This window comes from Microvirga sp. M2 (genome assembly GCF_047497095.1).
Lineage (GTDB): Bacteria > Pseudomonadota > Alphaproteobacteria > Rhizobiales > Beijerinckiaceae > Microvirga.
Window position 1 is genome coordinate 398554 of the sequence record NZ_CP134064.1, and the last position, 16033, is coordinate 414586.

Below are 16033 nucleotides of genomic sequence, written 5' to 3' on the forward strand. Positions count from 1 at the left end.
TTTTTGTTCCCGAAACGGAAAAGGGAGCGCCGCCGCCTTCCTGGCGGCGGCGCCGGATTCGGATCATTCCACCGTGACGTCGGTGAACTTCATGCGGTTGTCAGGCGCCGGTACGAAACCCTTGACGCGCTTGCTGACGCCGTAGATCGCCTTGGTATTGTAGAGCGGCAGTTCCAGCGCGCGGTCGGCGGCATAAGCCGCGATCTCGCGAAGGATCTTTTCACGCTCGGCACGATCGGTCAGCGGCCGCTGGGATTCCAGGAGCTTGTCCAGCTTGTCGTCCTTGTCATACGGATTCCAGCGCTCGCCCGAGTGGTACATGGAATAGGCGGTGTTATCGTAATCGAAGGTCCAGCCGCCCCACTTCTGTTGGAACATCGCACCGGTCTTGCCTTGCGGGATGATGTCATTCAACAGAACGTTGGTTTCGTAGGGCTTGATCGTGGCGGTGACGCCGACGGCCTGAAGATAGCTGGCGACGATCTGCGCGACTTCGTTCATCGTCGCGTCATTGCCGCGGATGTCGATCTGCACCGTTGCGCCCGGCTTGACGCCGGCTTCCGCGAGCAGCTTCTTCGCGCCTGCGGGGTCGAAGGGCAGCGGCTTCAGGGCCGGGTCGTAACCGAACGAAAGCTCGCCTTGGAACGAAGCGATCTCGGCCGCCTGGCCGGCGAGCAGCGACTTCACGATGGTCGCCCGATCGACCGCCATGGTGAGCGCCTTGCGTACCTTCGGATCGGCGGTAATGCCGTCGCGGGTGTTGAAGCGCAGCGCGTCGACCGTTGGTCCGGGAACGCTGACGATCTGCAGCTTGGAATCCCCTTCGATAACCGGGATCATGCCGATCGGGATCGTCGGCGGGATGACGAGATCGACACGACCGGCCTGGAGTTCGGCGACAGCGGTCGAAGGCTCGGTGATAAAGCGGTACTCGAGTTCCGAGAGCTTCGGCGCGCCGCCCCAATAGTTAGGGTTGGCTTCGAGCTTGATGTCGACCTTCGGCGTGTAGGACACGAATTTGAACGCCCCGGTGCCGACCGGATTGACGTTGAAATTGTCCTCGCCCTTTTCCTTGATGTACTTGGGCGGCACGATCATCGCGCCATAGCCGGCCAGCTTGGTCAGCAGAACCGGATCGGGAGCCTTGAGCTTCATATCGACCGTGAAGGGATCGACGATCTCGACGCTTTCGATCGCCGTATAGTTGGAGCGCTGCGGGCCCTTGGCGCCCTGCTCGCCGAGCAGACGGTCGAAGGTGAACTTGACGGCCTCGGCATTGAAGTCCTCGCCATCGTGGAACTTGACGCCCTGACGCAGCTTGAAGCGGATGCGCTTGCCTTGGTCCAGCTCTTCCCAGGATTCCGCGAGGCCGGGAACTAGCTTCAGGTCGGGGCCGCGATAGGTCAGTCCGTCGAAGATATTGGTGGCGACCGCCGCCCATTGAACCAAAAAGGTGTCGACCGGATCCCAGCTGCCCGGGTCCTGCGGCGAGGACACCGTGAGCTTGCCCGCAGCGAGGGCGGGGGCAGCCGAGAACGCCACGCCGGAAAGGGCGATGGCCATGAAGGACCCTGCTAGTCGTCTTTTGATTGTATTCATTACCTGTTCCTCTCAGAAAGTTGCGATTCTTCGCGGTTGTTCAGGCACTCGTCGCGACGAAGTGGCCTGGATTGATTTCCTCGTGCGTGAGGATCGTGGGCTCATCGCCGACGCGGCGTACCGGATTGGGGATCTCGCCTTCGAGCAGCGTCGAATTGCGCTCGGCGTTCGGATCGGCGACCGGTACGGCGGACAGCAGCCGGCGCGTATAATCGTGCGCCGGTTTCTCAAAGACCTGGCGGCGGGTGCCGATTTCCATGATCTGGCCGAGATAGAGAACGGCGACGCGGTGGCTCACCTTCTCGACGACCGCCATGTCATGGCTGATGAACAGATAGGCCAATTGACGCTCCGCCTGCAGGTCCATGAACAGATTGATGATCTGCGCCTGAATGGAGACGTCAAGCGCCGAAAGGGCCTCGTCCGCGATGATCAGCTTCGGATCGGATGCGAGCGCGCGGGCGATGCAGACGCGCTGGCGCTGGCCGCCCGAGAACTCGTGCGGATAGCGGTCGGCGTGCGCGGAGCTCAGACCCACGCGTTCCAGCAGCTGATGGACGCGGCGCTGGACCGCCTTGCGATCCGACATAAGGCCATGCGTGTTGATCGGCTCGGCAATCGAGAAACCGACCGTCTTACGCGGATCCAGCGAGGCGAAGGGGTCCTGAAAGATGTACTGAACCTCCTGTCGCATCCGGAAGCGCTCCGCCGCCGACATGGACGAATAGCTCTTTCCATTGAACGAGATTTCGCCCGAGATGGCCGTCTGCAGCTGCTGGATCGTGCGACCGATCGTCGATTTGCCGGACCCGGATTCACCGACCAGCGCCAGCGTCTCGCCCGGGTAAATGTCGAAGCCGACCTTCGAGACGGCGCTCAGGCGATGGGTCACCTTGCCGAGGATCGTCTTGCGCATGTCGAACCGGACGAACAGGTCCTTGACGGACAGGAGAGGCTTTTCGTCATATTTCGCCGTATTCTGCACGCGCTCCTCGCCGACCGTCGTCGGCTCGCCGTTCTGAAGAACCGTCAGCGGCATCCGCTTCGGAAACTCTTCCCCGGCCATGCTGCCAAGACGGGGAACGGCGGAGAGAAGCGTCTGCGTATAGGGATGGCGCGGATTGGCAAAGATCTCTCTGACCGCCCCCTCCTCGACCTTTCGGCCCTTCCACATGACGACCACGTCATCGGCCATCTCGGCGACCACGCCCATATCGTGAGTGATGAAGACCATGCCCATGCCGAGCGTCGTCTGGAGATCACGCATGATGTTGAGGATCTGCGCCTGGATCGTCACGTCGAGCGCCGTGGTCGGCTCGTCGGCGATCAGGAGCTTCGGCCGGCAAGCGAGCGCCATGGCGATCATGACGCGCTGCCGCATGCCGCCGGAAAGCTGGTGCGGATAGCGGCCGAGAAGCGCTGCGGAATCGGGCAGGCGCACCATGTCGAGCAGGCGGCGGGCCTCGGCCATCGCGGAGGCCTTGCCCATCTTCTCATGCAGCATCAGCACTTCGCAGATCTGGTCGCCGACGGTGAAGACCGGATTCAGGGACGTCATCGGCTCCTGGAAGATCATGGCGATCTCTTTGCCGCGGATCGACCGCATCTCCTTCTGAGATGCCTTGAGAAGATCCGTCCCGTCGAACAGGATGCGGCCGGCCGCGAACTTCGCGCCCATCATGTCTGCAAGCCGCATGGCCGAAAGCGAAGTCACCGATTTGCCGGAGCCGGACTCGCCGACGATCGCGAGCGTTTTTCCCGCCTGAACCGTGAACGACAGGTCGTCCACGACGCGATTGCCGCCGAATTCGACGCTGAGACCTTCGACCGACAGAAGCGGTTTGCGATTGTCCGTCGGTGTCGTCATATCCGTGTCTCCGGCTTGGGCTGCGCTGTACTGGTCTTGGCCGCGCCGCTCTCGCCGGCGATACGGGCGAGGACCGCGCCGGCGGTCTGAGAGGAGCCGGCTTCGGCCAGGATGGTGAGAACACCGGGGACCGGCGCGGTTACGGCGGTCTCCATCTTCATCACTTCCATCACGGCCAATACGTCACCCGTCTTTACGATAGCGCCATCGGCAACATTCCATTGAACAAGCACGCCGGGCACAGGCGCCAGCACGGCCTCCGAATCGATCCCGTCGCTCTCTTGCACCGTCGATCGGACGGACGATGCCGGCATCGGGCCGAGCAGACGGAGAAAGGCATCGGGAATGCCGATCTCGACACGTTTTCCGTCGATTTCGACATGCCCCCGCAACAGCCCGGCATCGGCCACCGGCACGGGCCGGCTGGCCGCTTCCAGCGCCTCGGTGAAGTCGGTCTCGATCCACCGCGTATGGACGCGGAAATCCGAGGCGAAGTCCGGATGCTCGATGACGGCGCGGTGGAACGGCAGGACGGATGGCACGCCGCCGATCTCGAATTCGCCAAGCGCGCGGCGTGCCCGGGCGATCGCCTGTTCGCGCGTCGCGCCCCAGACAATCAGTTTGGCAGCCAGAGAATCGAACATCGGCGGAATGATGGAACCGCGAGCGATTCCGGAATCGAGCCGCACACCCGGGCCGCCAGGAGCCGCAAACGTGGTGATCTCGCCGGCCGACGGCAGGAAACCGCGTCCCGGATCTTCCATATTGATGCGGAATTCGATCGCGTGGCCGCGCGGTTCGGTCATCTCCGTGACGCTGATCGGCAGACCTTCCGCAATACGGAACTGTTCGACGACGAGGTCGAGACCGGTCGTCTCCTCGGTCACGGGGTGTTCGACCTGGAGGCGGGTGTTGACCTCGAGGAAGGAGATCACACCATCGGCGCTCAGCAGAAACTCGACGGTACCCGCACCCGTGTAACCCGCCTCGGCGCAGATGTCGCGCGCCGCCTTATGGATCGTCTCGCGCTGCTCCGCGGACAGAAACGGCGCGGGTGCCTCCTCGACGAGCTTCTGGTTGCGCCGCTGCAGCGAACAATCGCGAGTTCCGACGACCAGAACATTTCCGAGGCGGTCCGCCAGCACCTGCGCCTCGATATGCCGCGGGCGGTCGAGAAACTGCTCGACATAGCATTCGCCGCGGCCGAAGGCGGCCACCGCCTCACGGGTCGCCGATAGGAACAGATCTTCGACTTCGTCAAGCCGGCGGGCGATCTTCAGGCCGCGACCGCCGCCTCCGTGCGCCGCCTTGATGGCGATCGGCAGGCCGAAATTCCTGGCGAAAGCCAGCGCCTCCGCCGAACTGGAGATCGCGCCGTCGCTGCCGGAGACCAGCGGAGCGCCGACCTTCTGGGCGATGCGGCGCGCTTCGAGCTTGTCGCCGAGAGCCTCGATAACCTTCGGATCGGGGCCGATCCATGTCAGGCCGGCGCCGATGACGGCCTCGGCGAACTCGGCGCGCTCGGACAGGAAACCATAACCTGGATGCACGGCGTCCGCGTCGGCGCGCTTGGCGACGGCAATCAGCTTGCCGATATCGAGATAGCTGTCCCTGGCTGTTGTGCCGTTCAACGCGTAAGCCTCGTCCGCCATTGCGACGAACAGCGCGTCGGAATCCGCGTCGGCATAGACGGCGACGGAGGTCAGGCCGTAATCCTTGCAGGCTCGGATGATCCTGACCGCGATCTCGCCGCGGTTTGCTATCAGAACCTTCTTCATGCGTGTTTTCCGGGAGTGATGTAGGGAGCGAAACGGTTGACCGCATTGAAACGGATGCGTGCTCCGACGGGAATTTGACCGGCGAGATCGAGATGATGGCCGGCGAGATTGGCGATGACGGGATAGCCGCCGGTGAGCGGATGGTCGGCGAGGAACAGGACCGGCTGGCCGCTGGCCGGCACCTGGATGGCCCCGCGAACGGCGGCCTCGCTCGGCAGCTCACTGGGGTTCCGGCGTTCCAGCGCCTGACCCTTCAGGCGGATGCCGACGCGGCTCGACTGGGGGGTCACGGACCATTCCTGTGTCAGGAAGCTCTGCACGGCCTCGTCGGTGAACCAATCGGTACGCGGACCCATGACCACGTCCAGTGCAACCGTCTCTTCACTGCTCGGCATGGCGAATGCCAGCTGTTCCGACGATACGAACGCTCCCACGGGCGCCGTCCGAATGGCGATGACGTCGCCGGCACCAAGTGCCGCCGGGCCAATCTGCGCCAGCGTATCGGTGGCAGCGCTGCCGAGGACCGGCGTCACGGCGAAGCCACCGCGAAACGCCAGATAGGAGCGCATTCCGGCCGCCGGTCTTCCAAGCGAAACGACATCACCATCGTCGAGCGCGATGGCGCTGTGATGGGGAGCGGCAATCTTCCGTCCGCTTGCATCTGTAATCGCGACCGGTATTTCGGCACCCGCCAGAGCCATGACGCCCCGGCCACGCATGCGGAAACTCAAACCGCCGAGCGTGATCTCGAGCGCAGCGGCATTGGCCGGGTTGCCGACAAGGCGATTGGCGGCCTTTAGGCTTACCCGGTCGACCGCGCCCGAGACACTGATGCCTTGGCGCGCCAGACCGGGGCGGCCGAGATCCTGAAACAACACCGGCAGGCCCATGGAGAGAATTTCGATCGCAGCCGATGCCTGACCTGGCCCAGCGCCCGTTCCGGGTTTCGCGGAGACCTTCTCCTGGTCCTTGACTTCATAGGCATGGCCGTCCGCCATGTTGCGGAAACGCACGCGGTCACCGGGCTGCAGCAGCGAGGCGGGTGTGCGATCGATCTCGAACATAGCGAGCGGCGTCGTACCGATCAGCTGCCAGCCTCCGGGGCTGGCCTTCGGATAGACGCCGCTGAATTCACCGGCAAGACCGACGGCTCCCGCCGGCACTTGTGTGCGCGGCGACTTGCGGCGCGGTACGTTCAGACGCGGATCGCCGCCCGAAAGATAAACGAATCCGGGCGCAAAACCGGTAAAGGCGGCGACGTATTCGCTTTCAGCGTGCAGGCGTATGACCTCGTCGGCGCTCATGTTCAGAATGGCGGCGACTTCGGCAAGATCTTCGCCGTCGTAGCGGACGGGAATTTCAACGAGCGCACCCGAAGCCGGCTTGCGCTCGCCGCCCGCTCGTGCCGCAACCGCGTCCACCAGGGCTTCGCTGGACAGCGTATGAGGGTCGAAGGCGATGAGCAGCGTGCGGGCTGCCGGAATAACCTCGCGGATGCCGGCAACCGGGTTGTTCTCCAGCGCATCGAACAGCGCCAGCGCCTCTTCGAGATGAGCCAACTCGACCAGAACGCAGTCGCCACGCACCGGAAGGATGCGTATCGAGCTATCGCGAGATGCTGAGAGCAAGGCTGACGGCATGATGGCTCACGTGCCAACGGGAAAAGGCAGGGCGGCGGGACCGGGCTGCTCGGGACGCGCGCACAGGCGCTTGGCGAGCGCCACGATGCGCTCGGCGGCCGCGCGCAGTGCCTTCAGGATGCCGGCAGAGTCGCCGACATCAAAACCACAGGCGACGTCAGCGCTGCCGACCACGTCGAACATGGCCGCATCGTCACCCATCTTCCAGGCACCCAAACGTTTGCCCAGGTCGCTCTTGAGGCCGATGCTCGTCAACACATGCCCTCTCCTTCCTTGCCTGGAACCCGAGCTAGTGCTAACAAAGGCGAACAATACTGTCTATAGTGTTGAACAAAACTTATTGAGTGTCCTACAAAACGTTCAAAGCACATCGTTCGTACGCCACGAGGGTTTTGCACAATCAAATCCGCCCCTTGGCGGGTTTGTGGGCTTCGCTTCGCTTGTTGCGGCTTGCGAAGCGCATTACCCAGAAGTCGAAATCCGTTCCACGGGAGGAATGAGCTTGGCTCCGCGCAAACCGCAGCGAGTGGAGGGACAATTGACCGCTTCTGCGGGCATGAGGGCCGCAAGGACTTCGCGCGTCTCCGAACCGCCGCAGACTCTCGCGGAAGCCGTGGCTGAGCGAATTCGGGAACAGGTAATATCAGGAATGCTCACGCCGGGCAGCCATCTCTCCGAACAGATGCTGTGCGACGAATTGCAGGTCTCCCGCAATACATTACGCGAAGTCTTCCGCCTCCTCACCAAGGAAGGCCTGCTGCGATACGAAGCCAATCGCGGCGTCTTCGTGTCCATCCCCAGCCTGTCGACGATCATCGACATCTACCGCGTCCGGCGCTTCATCGAATGTCCGGCCCTGGCGCAGGCACATCCCGGCCATCCGGGAGCAAAACACATGCGCGCCGCCGTCGAGGATGCGCGCCGCTGCCGCGAGGCGAGGGATTGGCTCGGCGTTGGCAGCGCCGATATTGCATTCCACGCGGCCATCGTCGAACTGGCCGACAGTCCGCGCCTCTCAACATTCTATGCGCAAATCGCACTAGAATTACGACTCGTTTTCGGCCTGCTCCGGGATCCGGAATTTCTGCATGGGCCATTCATCGATCAAAATGTCGCGATTGTCGGCGAACTGGAAGCTGGGAGGGCATCAGCCGCCGCCGGGCTGCTCGAAGCCTACCTGCTGAGAGCAGAGCGCTTTATTCTGGGCGCCTACACGCGCGTTGTCGCTTAGCGCATTTCGTCTTTAGACGGGCTCATGACCTGCGTTCCTGATGGAGTTGCCGCACTGCCGGAGAAACGCAGGTCGAAGCTGGCCAGTCCCACGATCTAGGCCGCCGCCTCGAACGGATCCTAGGCTCTGGCCCGTTTCATTCTAAGATGACTTTTGCGAGCCCTCTTCCTCGGGCAAGTCGTTGAGATCAGGAAATTGCTTGTAGATCGCGCAGAGGATTTGCGCGTCGATCAAACCTATGAACTTTCCGAGCGCTCGTCGAAGCTCTTGCATGTCCTGTGAGGTCCAGTCTGTTTCGAGAGCCGCAATGGCATGCAGCTTCTGAAGCGCTTCCAACGTGAGGCATTTTGCTTCAATCGCGAAGTCTTTTGGCATAGCTTTCATTAAGTCGACATTCGGCAATGTCATTCCCTAGTGGAATCCAGTGTCAAGAGACTGAACTACGCCTGATCGTCTGTAGATGCCAAATCTGGGTGTTGCTCCAGAATTCTTGGGAGGAGCTCTACCTCAACAGTGCCTATGATTTCAGCGCCGAGAGAACCAAGCAATCTGCGGATGGCCATATCCTCAATATCGCTGCCAATCTCAAGTGGAACACGTAGGCTATCGCGCAGTGCTTCGAGCGAGAGTTTTAAAAGTTTAGCCGTTTTCCTATCCAACATAATTATCTCCGCGTCTTTCTAGTAAAGGCAGCCATGAGAAAGCATACACTCCCGGATACACTGCCTCAAACCTGTAAGGCCTCTGACAACTCCATCCGCAAATGCTTCTCCGCAACCTTGTTTGCAACCTCTTAAAATGGATGCACATCGATCTGAAGAGGGATCCATAAGACAGCGTTGCACCAAGCTGTCACGTGGCGGCCGCGGCGTCATTGGTCCCGGAGACAGCAATCCCTTTAGATCGGTTCGTTGGAGCGGGTCTGAATGGGCGTAGGCGTAGAGGCTGGGCCCGTCACGCGGGACCCTGCTGCCCTGGTCCGGCACCGGTCGGGCCTGCAGGCCGAGTTCCTGCAGCCAGGACCGGAAGCTCTCACCGACCGTGCCGCCGGACGATGCTGGTCCTGGTGGCTGCGGGTCCCGGTGCAGGCCGAGCGGATCGGGGGTGATGTAGCGACCGGTGGTGGGATCGTAGTGCCGGTGCCAGTTGTAGGCGAGGCCGGTTTCGAGCTGGAACCACTGCCCAGGGAAACGCAGGTCCAGGCTCGCCGGGCCCACGATCTCGGCTACCGCCCCGAACGGATCGTAGGTGGCGCGCCACACGACCGCCCCGGCGGCATCGGCCAGCAGCACCGGCCGCGCCAAATGGTCCGCCTGCACGAAAAGCAGGCCGGGATGGGCCGGATCCGACGTGCCGTCGAGCACCGCGACGGGCAGCTCGCCGAGCCAGACATATTCCTTGAGCGTGACGCCTGCGGCGTCCGTCTCCGCGATCAGGCGATCCTCGCCGTCGTAGACGAGGTGGATCGTGCCGTCCGGCACCCCGTTCACGAGTTCGCGGATCGCCAGGCGGTGTCGGCCGTCGTAAGTATAGCGCGCCCGCACCGGGGCGAGCCGCCCCAGCCGCACCTGCGCCAGCTGACCGGAGCCGTCATACTCATACGCCAAGGCCGCGCCGCGATCCTCCTGCGCCAGGTTCCCGGCCCCGTCATAGGCGAAGCGGCGCTCGACCGCGCCGTCGCGGACGATCGCGGCCAGCCGGTTCGTGCCCGGCCCGTAAGAATAGGCGCGCCGCGTCAGGCCGCTTAAGTTCGTGTGCTCCTCGGCCAGCCGGTTGCCGGTCGCGTCATAGCTCCACGCCCAGCGCTCCCCGATCCGCCCGGCCATAGCCAGGCGCTGCGCCGGATCGTAGCGCAGGCTCAGGACGTCGTGCCCGCCCTCCCCGTCCGTCGCAATCTCGGTCAGGTTGAGCCCATCGCCGACCGTGTAGCCCCGCTCCGTCACCCGCGATCCATCCGCCCGCGTCACGCTCAAGGCGGCGATCCGGTACTCCCGGTCGTATGCGCGCGCCAGCACCATGCCGTTGCCGAACACCGCCCTCCGCAGCGGACCCTCCGGCAGGTATTCCACCCCGGACAGGAGTTCCTCCACCGGCCCGCCCGCGCTGCGCTGCAGGCCGATCGCGTTCACGCGCCCGAGCCCGTCATAGCCGTAGAGCACGGTGCGCCCAGACGGATAGATCAGCCGCTCAAGCCGCCCGGCCCCGTCGTAGCCGGAGCCGATGGTGCTCACCGCCCCGGCGATGTCGCGTGTCTCGCGCACCACACGCCCCTTGGCGTCATAGGCATAGGCGCTCGTGCCGGCGGCATCCGCCATGCCGGTCAGCCGCCCCCGCCCGGCATTGCCGTACCGGCTGTCGTCGTAGCTCCAGCTCACGAGGGAGCCATCGGAGGCGCGGCGCGCCACCGGCCGCCCCGCCGCGTCGTAGGCATAGACGGACTCGATCCCGCGCCCGTCCACTTTGCGGATCACAAGCCCGCGCTCGTCGTAGTCGAACACGCTCGTGCCCCGGTCCGGCGAGACCTCCTGGATAACCTCGCCGAAGCCGTTGCGCACGTAAGCCGTGGTCAGCCCGCCCGGGTCGGCATAGCTCGTCGCCTCGCCCCGGCGGTTGTAGCCGTGCACGACCCGGCCGCCGTCGCGCTCGAGCTCGGACAGGAGCCGTCCGAGCCCGTCATAGCCGCGCCCGATCGTGTGCCCGCGCGGATCGGTCAGGCCGGTGAGCTTGTCCGTGCGGTCGTAGGTAAAGGCCCAGGCCCGCGCCTCGCCGCCCACCTGCCGGATCAGCCGCCCCAGTTCGTCGAAGGCGCCGGTTTCCTCGAAGACGATGCGCCCGTCGGCTCCCGCCTGCGTGCGCCGGGTGATGCCGCCGAGCGCGTCGCGCTCATACGTGACGTGCTCGCCCCCATTGTTGGCGATCCCCACCAGGCGCCGGGCGCCGTCCCAGGTGAAGGCCAGGGTCCGGCCCGCAGGCTCGGACACGGTCTCGAGATCGCCGGCCGCCGTATAGGCCATGGCCCAGCGCTCCTCCTGCGGGCCCGGATCGATCACGATCCCGGTCAGCCGCCCGAGGCCGTCATAGGCATAGACGGTCATGACACCGTTCGGATCGGTCGCGGCGGTGGGCTGACCGCGACCGTTCCAGGCGCTGATCCGGGTTCTCAGCCCGATCGGATCGGTGACGGTCTCGAGCAGGCCTTCGGCCGTATAGGTGTAGGTGACGGTATCGTCCGGTCCCGGCAACGGGCTGTGCAACGACAATTTTCATGTCCGGGTAGCGTCAACTACGATGACCGACTTTTTCGTGTGGGCTTAGGCTGGTGCAGGCGGCGCCGGACATTGGGCTTGAGGGCGTTCCTGACGTCCTTGTCGGTGAGCGCCAGATCGAACCACTCCGGATCGAAGTGGCCGCCGCACCAGATCCGGGTCTCAGTGTGCTCAAGATCGTTCGGGTCGGCCATGATGGCGAGAAAGCGCTCATAGCTACTCACGCCACCCACGTCCTCCGGCGGTCTGGCACGGGCTCCTGCGATGCAGGCCCCCAAACGAGGAGGCGCATCGAGAGCCAGCAGCTTCTCGATCTCCACGGTGTGCAGCCAGCTGTCCCCGAAGTCATAGAGATAGCTAAAGCAGGTGCCCGGCTCCCGGTCGAAGTCGCGCAACCGCACCTCACGCTCGTCGAACACCCGCGCGTCATCCTCGAAAGCCCCGTCCTCGAGCAGCTCCGGATCGCCATAGCGCAGGCCACCAATGCGGAACTCGTGCAGGTGATAATCCCACCAGTTGAACGCCGCCTGGATCGCAAGGTGCAACTGCCCCAGGTGCCAGGTCCACGGCACCACCAGCCGCCGCCACACGGGCGGGTCGATCTCGGCCAGCGTGATCTTGATCTGGAGGGCGTTGGGATCTTTCCAGGACATGCCCCAGTGGACCTGTCACCGGGGGCGGCGTCAACTAGCCGGACGCGTCCGACGACAATTAGACAGCGGCGCTCTTGGCCTCCGTCGCGGTTCGGCGCCGGTAGCTCTCGGTGTTGAGTTCCAGAATGGTGGCGTGGTGGACCAAACGGTCGATCGCCGCGACCGTCATGGCGGGATCCGGGAAGATCTGATTCCAGGTGCTGAAGGGCTGATTGCAGGTTGTGATCAGAGAGCGTCGTTCATAACGCTCGGCGATCAGCTCGAACAGGACGCTCGTTTCCGCCTGATCTTTACGCACGTAGCCGAGGTCATCGAGGATCAGGCAATCGAAGCGGTCGAGTTTGGCCAGGGTCGCCGGCAGGCTCAGATCGCGCCGGGCGGCCTGCAGCTTCTGGACCAGGTCGGTGGTGCGCGTGAACAACACCCGTTGGCCGGCCTCGATCAGGGCCGTGCCGATCGCCGCGGCGAGGTGCGTCTTGCCGGTCCCAGAGGGGCCGAACAGCAAAATGTTGGCGCCCTGATCGAGCCAGGCATCCCCGTCCGCCAGAGCCAGGGACCTGCGCCTTGCGCAGGCTCGGCACCGCGGCGAAGTCGAAGGTCGCAAAGGTCTTGCCGGGGGGCAGGTCGGCCTCGGCGAGATGGCGGGCAATGCGTCGACTGTGTCGCTCATGGATCTCGTGCTCGCACAGGGCCGCCAGGAAGCGAGCCGATCCCCAGCCCTCCGCATCGGCCCGGGCACCGATCTCCTGCCAGAGCCGCGAGATGGTCGGCAGACGCAAGGTGGTGAGCAGGACCGGCAACTTCGCCGTGTCGACCGGCGGCGCGGCGGATGAGGATCGGGTCATGGTGCGGCCCCTTCTGAAGCGGCGATGGGATCGACAGGGATCAGGCAGTCATAGACGCTCGGATCCGGCGCCCTCACATGAACCACCGGCGCCTGGACGTTCAACGGCCCGGCCACGAGGGCCCGGGCCTGATCGAGATCCGGGAGCCCGCCGCCGGCGAGGACGCTCGCGAGATGATCGGCCAGCTGGGCCTCGCAGGCGTGCGTGTGGCGGCCAGATGCAGCAGGCCGACATAGACCCGGCACGCCTGTCTTGGATCGAGCCTGGCATCAAGCACCTCCCAGGCCCGTCGGAAGGCAGTCTGCGGGAACAGATCCTCCCGGAATACCGAGTGCCGGAAGGCCTGCGGCTTCTTCACGAGAGCATGGACCAGATGGCGGTAATCGACGACGCGGACACCGGGACCGCCGCGTTTGAAGTAGCGGCGGGGGACGGTCAGCACCGGGCTCAGGCCGAGATGGCAGACAAGACGATCATCGTAGATATGCACCTTGAGCCGACAGCCGACGAGGCGCGAGGGCACGGTGTAAAGGACATTGCGCACCGAGATCGTGCCGGAGCGTGTGACGGTGACCGTCGCCACCGAGTAGTCGCTGGTGCGAAAGCGCGGCAGAGGAGCCAGCGCCTTGCGCTCGATGGCAAGCGCCGCCTGCACGGCTGCGTTCTTGCGCATGGCGAAGTCCTGCAGAAAGGCCTGGTAGGCCTCCAGGTCCGAGAAGTCTTTCGAGCCGCGCAAGTCGAGAGCTTCGCGCAGCCCGAGCTTGAGATGGCCATGGGCGGCTTCGACCGATCCGTTCTCGTGGGCGATGCCGGCATTGTTGCGGGTGGGCTGCAGACCATAATGGTTGCAGAACGCGGCATAGGCCTTGGCCTCGTCCTCGCGATCAATGAGATTGCGGTAGGCGGCCGAGAGCCGGTCGGTGCGATGCTCGCGCGGGACGCCGCCGAGCTGCCAGAGCGCCTCCTGCAGGCCTTCGGTGAGAGCCGTGAAGCTCTCGCCGCCGCAGATGGCTTTGATGAAGCGCCAGCCGGAATAGGCGAGCCAGAAATGATAGAGCAGATGGGGAAAGGGTCGGCCGGCGATGGTCACGCCGAGCTTGGCGCCATTGGTAAAATCCGAGAGGGCCTGCCGACCGGGCGGATGCTCCTGTCGGAAGATCAGCTCACGCTCCGGTCCCTCGGTGGCGCGCCAATGGGCCACCCGGCGCTGCAGCGAGCGCAGATGGCCGTCGCCATAGCGCCCTGGATGCAGCCGTTGCAACTCTTCCAGCAAAGTGGTGGCCCGGATCTGGGGCGCGGCCTCCAGCATCGGCACGAGTTCGTCGCGCCAGACTTCGGCGAACGGATCCGGACGCGTCCGGTAGCGCCGGCCCTCGCGCTGGCTGGGAAGAACCGGGTCGGCTTCGATGCGCCGACCGGTGCGCTCGCTGAAGCCGGCCCGTGCCGCCGCGGCGGCCTGAGAATATCCGTCCTTGCGTGAACTCATATAGCGCCTGACCTGGCGGTCGGTGACGTGCATGCCCGGCATCAACCTTCTCCCGCAATCGCGGGAAAGATTGATGCATCTCACACCTAACCGGCCATCTCTGTCGTCATCAGGCGGCCATCATAGTTGGCGTCGTACAACGGGCCATCCACGGCGGTCAGCCGGTTGCCGATGCCATAGGCATAGGTCCAGACCCGCCGCCGCCCGGCGGTGGGATAAGGCAGGCTGTGGCTCGTCGTGTCGGTCTGGCCCAGGTCGACGAGGCGACCGGCATCGTCGTAGGACAGATCGGTGGTCAGCGGCGTGGTGGCCTCGCCATAATCCACGCTCACCCGCTCGGCGCCGTCGGCGAGCTCGCTCGTCACCGCCCGCCCGCGCCCGTCATAGGCGACGGTCAGGGTGCGCACCCCACGAGCGTCCACGATGCCGGTCACCTGGGACGCAAAGCGCGCGTCCTCGTGCAGATAGGCGGTCTGCTCCAGGAGCGTGCCGTCCGCAGCCGTCTGCGTCACCCGCGCCAGCCGCTCGGGCCGGGCCGGGCCGTCGGCGGGGGAGAGCGGCTCGTACGCATAGGCGATCCGGCTGCCGCCCGGCACTGTGGCCGAGGCCAGCGCCGCCGGATAGGTGATCGTCGTCGGGCCGCCGGTGGTGGCGTAGTGCCAGGTGAAGGCGATCTGCCGCCCGAAGCTGTCGGTGAGGCCGGCAAGCTCGGAGAGCGGCCCGTAGGCGAAGCTCTGGCCGTAGCCGTCGCGGCGGGCCAGGCTCACGGGCCGGGCCACCTCGAAGAAGGCGTTGAGCCCCGGCTGGTCGAAACTCTCCAGGATCCAGGTGGCGCCGTCCGGGTCGATGAAGCGCCAGCGGGTCTTCATGCGCCGGACCTGGGACAGATCGGCCGGCCAGGGTCCCTCGAAGGCGAGCCGGTAATCGGCGTTGCGGGCGCCGTTGCGGGCGCCGGCATAGACCGGCGCCAGGGAGCCGTCGCTCTGGCGCTGGAAGTCGTAGGACGCGCCGTCGGCGGTCTTGAGGGTGACGCGCTGGCTGGCGGAGAAGGACGGGTCGATGGCCAGCTCGTGCTGGAACGCCAGGCGCCAGCCGAGCCCGAGGCCGAGCGGCGGGGTGTCGACGAAGGCGCTGCCGCCGCGGCTGCGGTAGGTTCGCTCGAGCCGCAGATCGCCGTCGGGGGCGGCGAAGTCGGTGGCCGAAAGCAGCTTGGCGCCGGTCAGGATGGCGATCGGATGCGGCGTGACCGGGTTGACCGATCCGCCGCTGCCCTCGCAGGCTTGCACCTCCTCCCGCGGATCCGCCGCCTTCACGCACGAGCCGGGATAGACACGCGAATAGCCGGACGCACAGATGAAATCAGTCGGACCAGGTCGTACAAACCAGCAAGCTTGCGCGCCAACATTAAGGAGGCACCAATCGCAGGTTTTAGTCGCCCAAGTTTGCGGACTATCCTTGTATCCATAGAACGTCGCGTCAGGATTGTAGATCTCGTGCTGTCGTCTGCAGGCCGCAATTGGGGTCGCATAGTATTCCGGTATGAGATCAGGAGGGACCACCCGCCACCCGAGCACGCCTTCGCCTTGAGTCTGGGCGGACGCGGCCGCGAGGCCCAGCCCGATCAGCAGCGGCAGGGCGGGCAGAAGGCGGAGCAGGGAACGCGGCATG

The 16033-nt window shown here is 64.8% G+C and carries 11 protein-coding genes and 2 pseudogenes; 1 reads left to right on the forward strand and 12 read right to left on the reverse strand.

Going from position 1 to position 16033, the window contains the following annotated elements:
- Positions 1 to 63: 63 nt before the first annotated feature.
- The 5 genes from RE429_RS21590 to RE429_RS21610 all read right to left on the reverse strand — a co-directional run bounded on the left by RE429_RS21590 (position 64) and on the right by RE429_RS21610 (position 7142).
- Positions 64 to 1563: an ABC transporter substrate-binding protein gene (locus tag RE429_RS21590; RefSeq protein ID WP_414475397.1), complete on the reverse strand. Its 1500-nt coding sequence runs from the start codon at positions 1561 to 1563 to the stop codon at positions 64 to 66.
- 76 nt (positions 1564 to 1639) lie between these two features.
- Complete coding sequence (locus RE429_RS21595; RefSeq protein ID WP_414475398.1) at positions 1640 to 3466, reverse strand: dipeptide ABC transporter ATP-binding protein; 1827 nt, start codon at positions 3464 to 3466, stop codon at positions 1640 to 1642.
- Entirely contained in the window at positions 3463 to 5244 is a 1782-nt protein-coding gene (locus RE429_RS21600; RefSeq protein WP_414475399.1) for an acetyl/propionyl/methylcrotonyl-CoA carboxylase subunit alpha, read from the reverse strand. The genes RE429_RS21595 and RE429_RS21600 overlap by 4 nt, the downstream gene beginning before the upstream one ends.
- On the reverse strand, positions 5241 to 6830 hold the full coding sequence (gene pxpB, locus RE429_RS21605) for a 5-oxoprolinase subunit PxpB (protein WP_414475400.1): 1590 nt from the start codon (positions 6828 to 6830) through the stop codon (positions 5241 to 5243). The genes RE429_RS21600 and pxpB overlap by 4 nt, the downstream gene beginning before the upstream one ends.
- Before the next feature lie 60 nt (positions 6831 to 6890).
- Positions 6891 to 7142, reverse strand: coding sequence for a LamB/YcsF family protein (locus tag RE429_RS21610; RefSeq protein WP_414475401.1), 252 nt, complete (start codon positions 7140 to 7142; stop codon positions 6891 to 6893).
- Between the two features lie 280 nt (positions 7143 to 7422).
- Here RE429_RS21610 and RE429_RS21615 point away from each other — a divergent pair, with 280 nt between their 5' ends.
- Positions 7423 to 8115 (forward strand): GntR family transcriptional regulator, encoded by a 693-nt coding sequence (locus tag RE429_RS21615; protein WP_414475402.1) that lies wholly within the window; start codon positions 7423 to 7425, stop codon positions 8113 to 8115.
- A 141-nt stretch (positions 8116 to 8256) separates the two neighbouring features.
- Here RE429_RS21615 and RE429_RS21620 read toward each other — a convergent pair whose 3' ends face one another.
- The 7 genes and pseudogenes from RE429_RS21620 to RE429_RS21650 all read right to left on the reverse strand — a co-directional run bounded on the left by RE429_RS21620 (position 8257) and on the right by RE429_RS21650 (position 16032).
- The gene (locus RE429_RS21620; RefSeq protein ID WP_414475403.1) at positions 8257 to 8523 is read right to left on the reverse strand and encodes a hypothetical protein; all 267 of its coding nucleotides are present in this window, start codon (positions 8521 to 8523) and stop codon (positions 8257 to 8259) included.
- 32 nt (positions 8524 to 8555) lie between these two features.
- Positions 8556 to 8777 (reverse strand): hypothetical protein, encoded by a 222-nt coding sequence (locus RE429_RS21625; RefSeq protein WP_414475404.1) that lies wholly within the window; start codon positions 8775 to 8777, stop codon positions 8556 to 8558.
- A gap of 18 nt (positions 8778 to 8795) precedes the next feature.
- Entirely contained in the window at positions 8796 to 11375 is a 2580-nt protein-coding gene (locus RE429_RS21630) for an RHS repeat-associated core domain-containing protein (protein WP_414475405.1), read from the reverse strand.
- A gap of 23 nt (positions 11376 to 11398) precedes the next feature.
- On the reverse strand, positions 11399 to 12034 hold the full coding sequence (locus tag RE429_RS21635; protein WP_414471407.1) for a plasmid pRiA4b ORF-3 family protein: 636 nt from the start codon (positions 12032 to 12034) through the stop codon (positions 11399 to 11401).
- Positions 12035 to 12092: 58 nt separating this feature from the next.
- Positions 12093 to 12879 (reverse strand): annotated as a pseudogene (istB, locus tag RE429_RS21640) (IS21-like element helper ATPase IstB).
- Positions 12876 to 14407: pseudogene (istA, locus tag RE429_RS21645) on the reverse strand (IS21 family transposase). Before istA ends, istB begins: the two co-directional pseudogenes overlap by 4 nt.
- Before the next feature lie 44 nt (positions 14408 to 14451).
- Complete coding sequence (locus RE429_RS21650) at positions 14452 to 16032, reverse strand: DUF6531 domain-containing protein (protein ID WP_414475406.1); 1581 nt, start codon at positions 16030 to 16032, stop codon at positions 14452 to 14454.
- Between the last annotated feature and the right edge of the window lies 1 nt (position 16033).

Coding starts and splice junctions, on each gene's coding strand:
- RE429_RS21590 (WP_414475397.1), bottom strand. CDS start 1,563: ATGGCCATCGCCCTTTCCGGCGTGGCGTTCTCGGCTGCCCCCGCCCTC.
- RE429_RS21595 (WP_414475398.1), bottom strand. CDS start 3,466: ATGACGACACCGACGGACAATCGCAAACCGCTTCTGTCGGTCGAAGGT.
- RE429_RS21600 (WP_414475399.1), bottom strand. CDS start 5,244: ATGAAGAAGGTTCTGATAGCAAACCGCGGCGAGATCGCGGTCAGGATC.
- RE429_RS21620 (WP_414475403.1), bottom strand. CDS start 8,523: ATGACATTGCCGAATGTCGACTTAATGAAAGCTATGCCAAAAGACTTC.
- RE429_RS21625 (WP_414475404.1), bottom strand. CDS start 8,777: ATGTTGGATAGGAAAACGGCTAAACTTTTAAAACTCTCGCTCGAAGCA.
- RE429_RS21635 (WP_414471407.1), bottom strand. CDS start 12,034: ATGTCCTGGAAAGATCCCAACGCCCTCCAGATCAAGATCACGCTGGCC.
- RE429_RS21650 (WP_414475406.1), bottom strand. CDS start 16,032: ATGCCGCGTTCCCTGCTCCGCCTTCTGCCCGCCCTGCCGCTGCTGATC.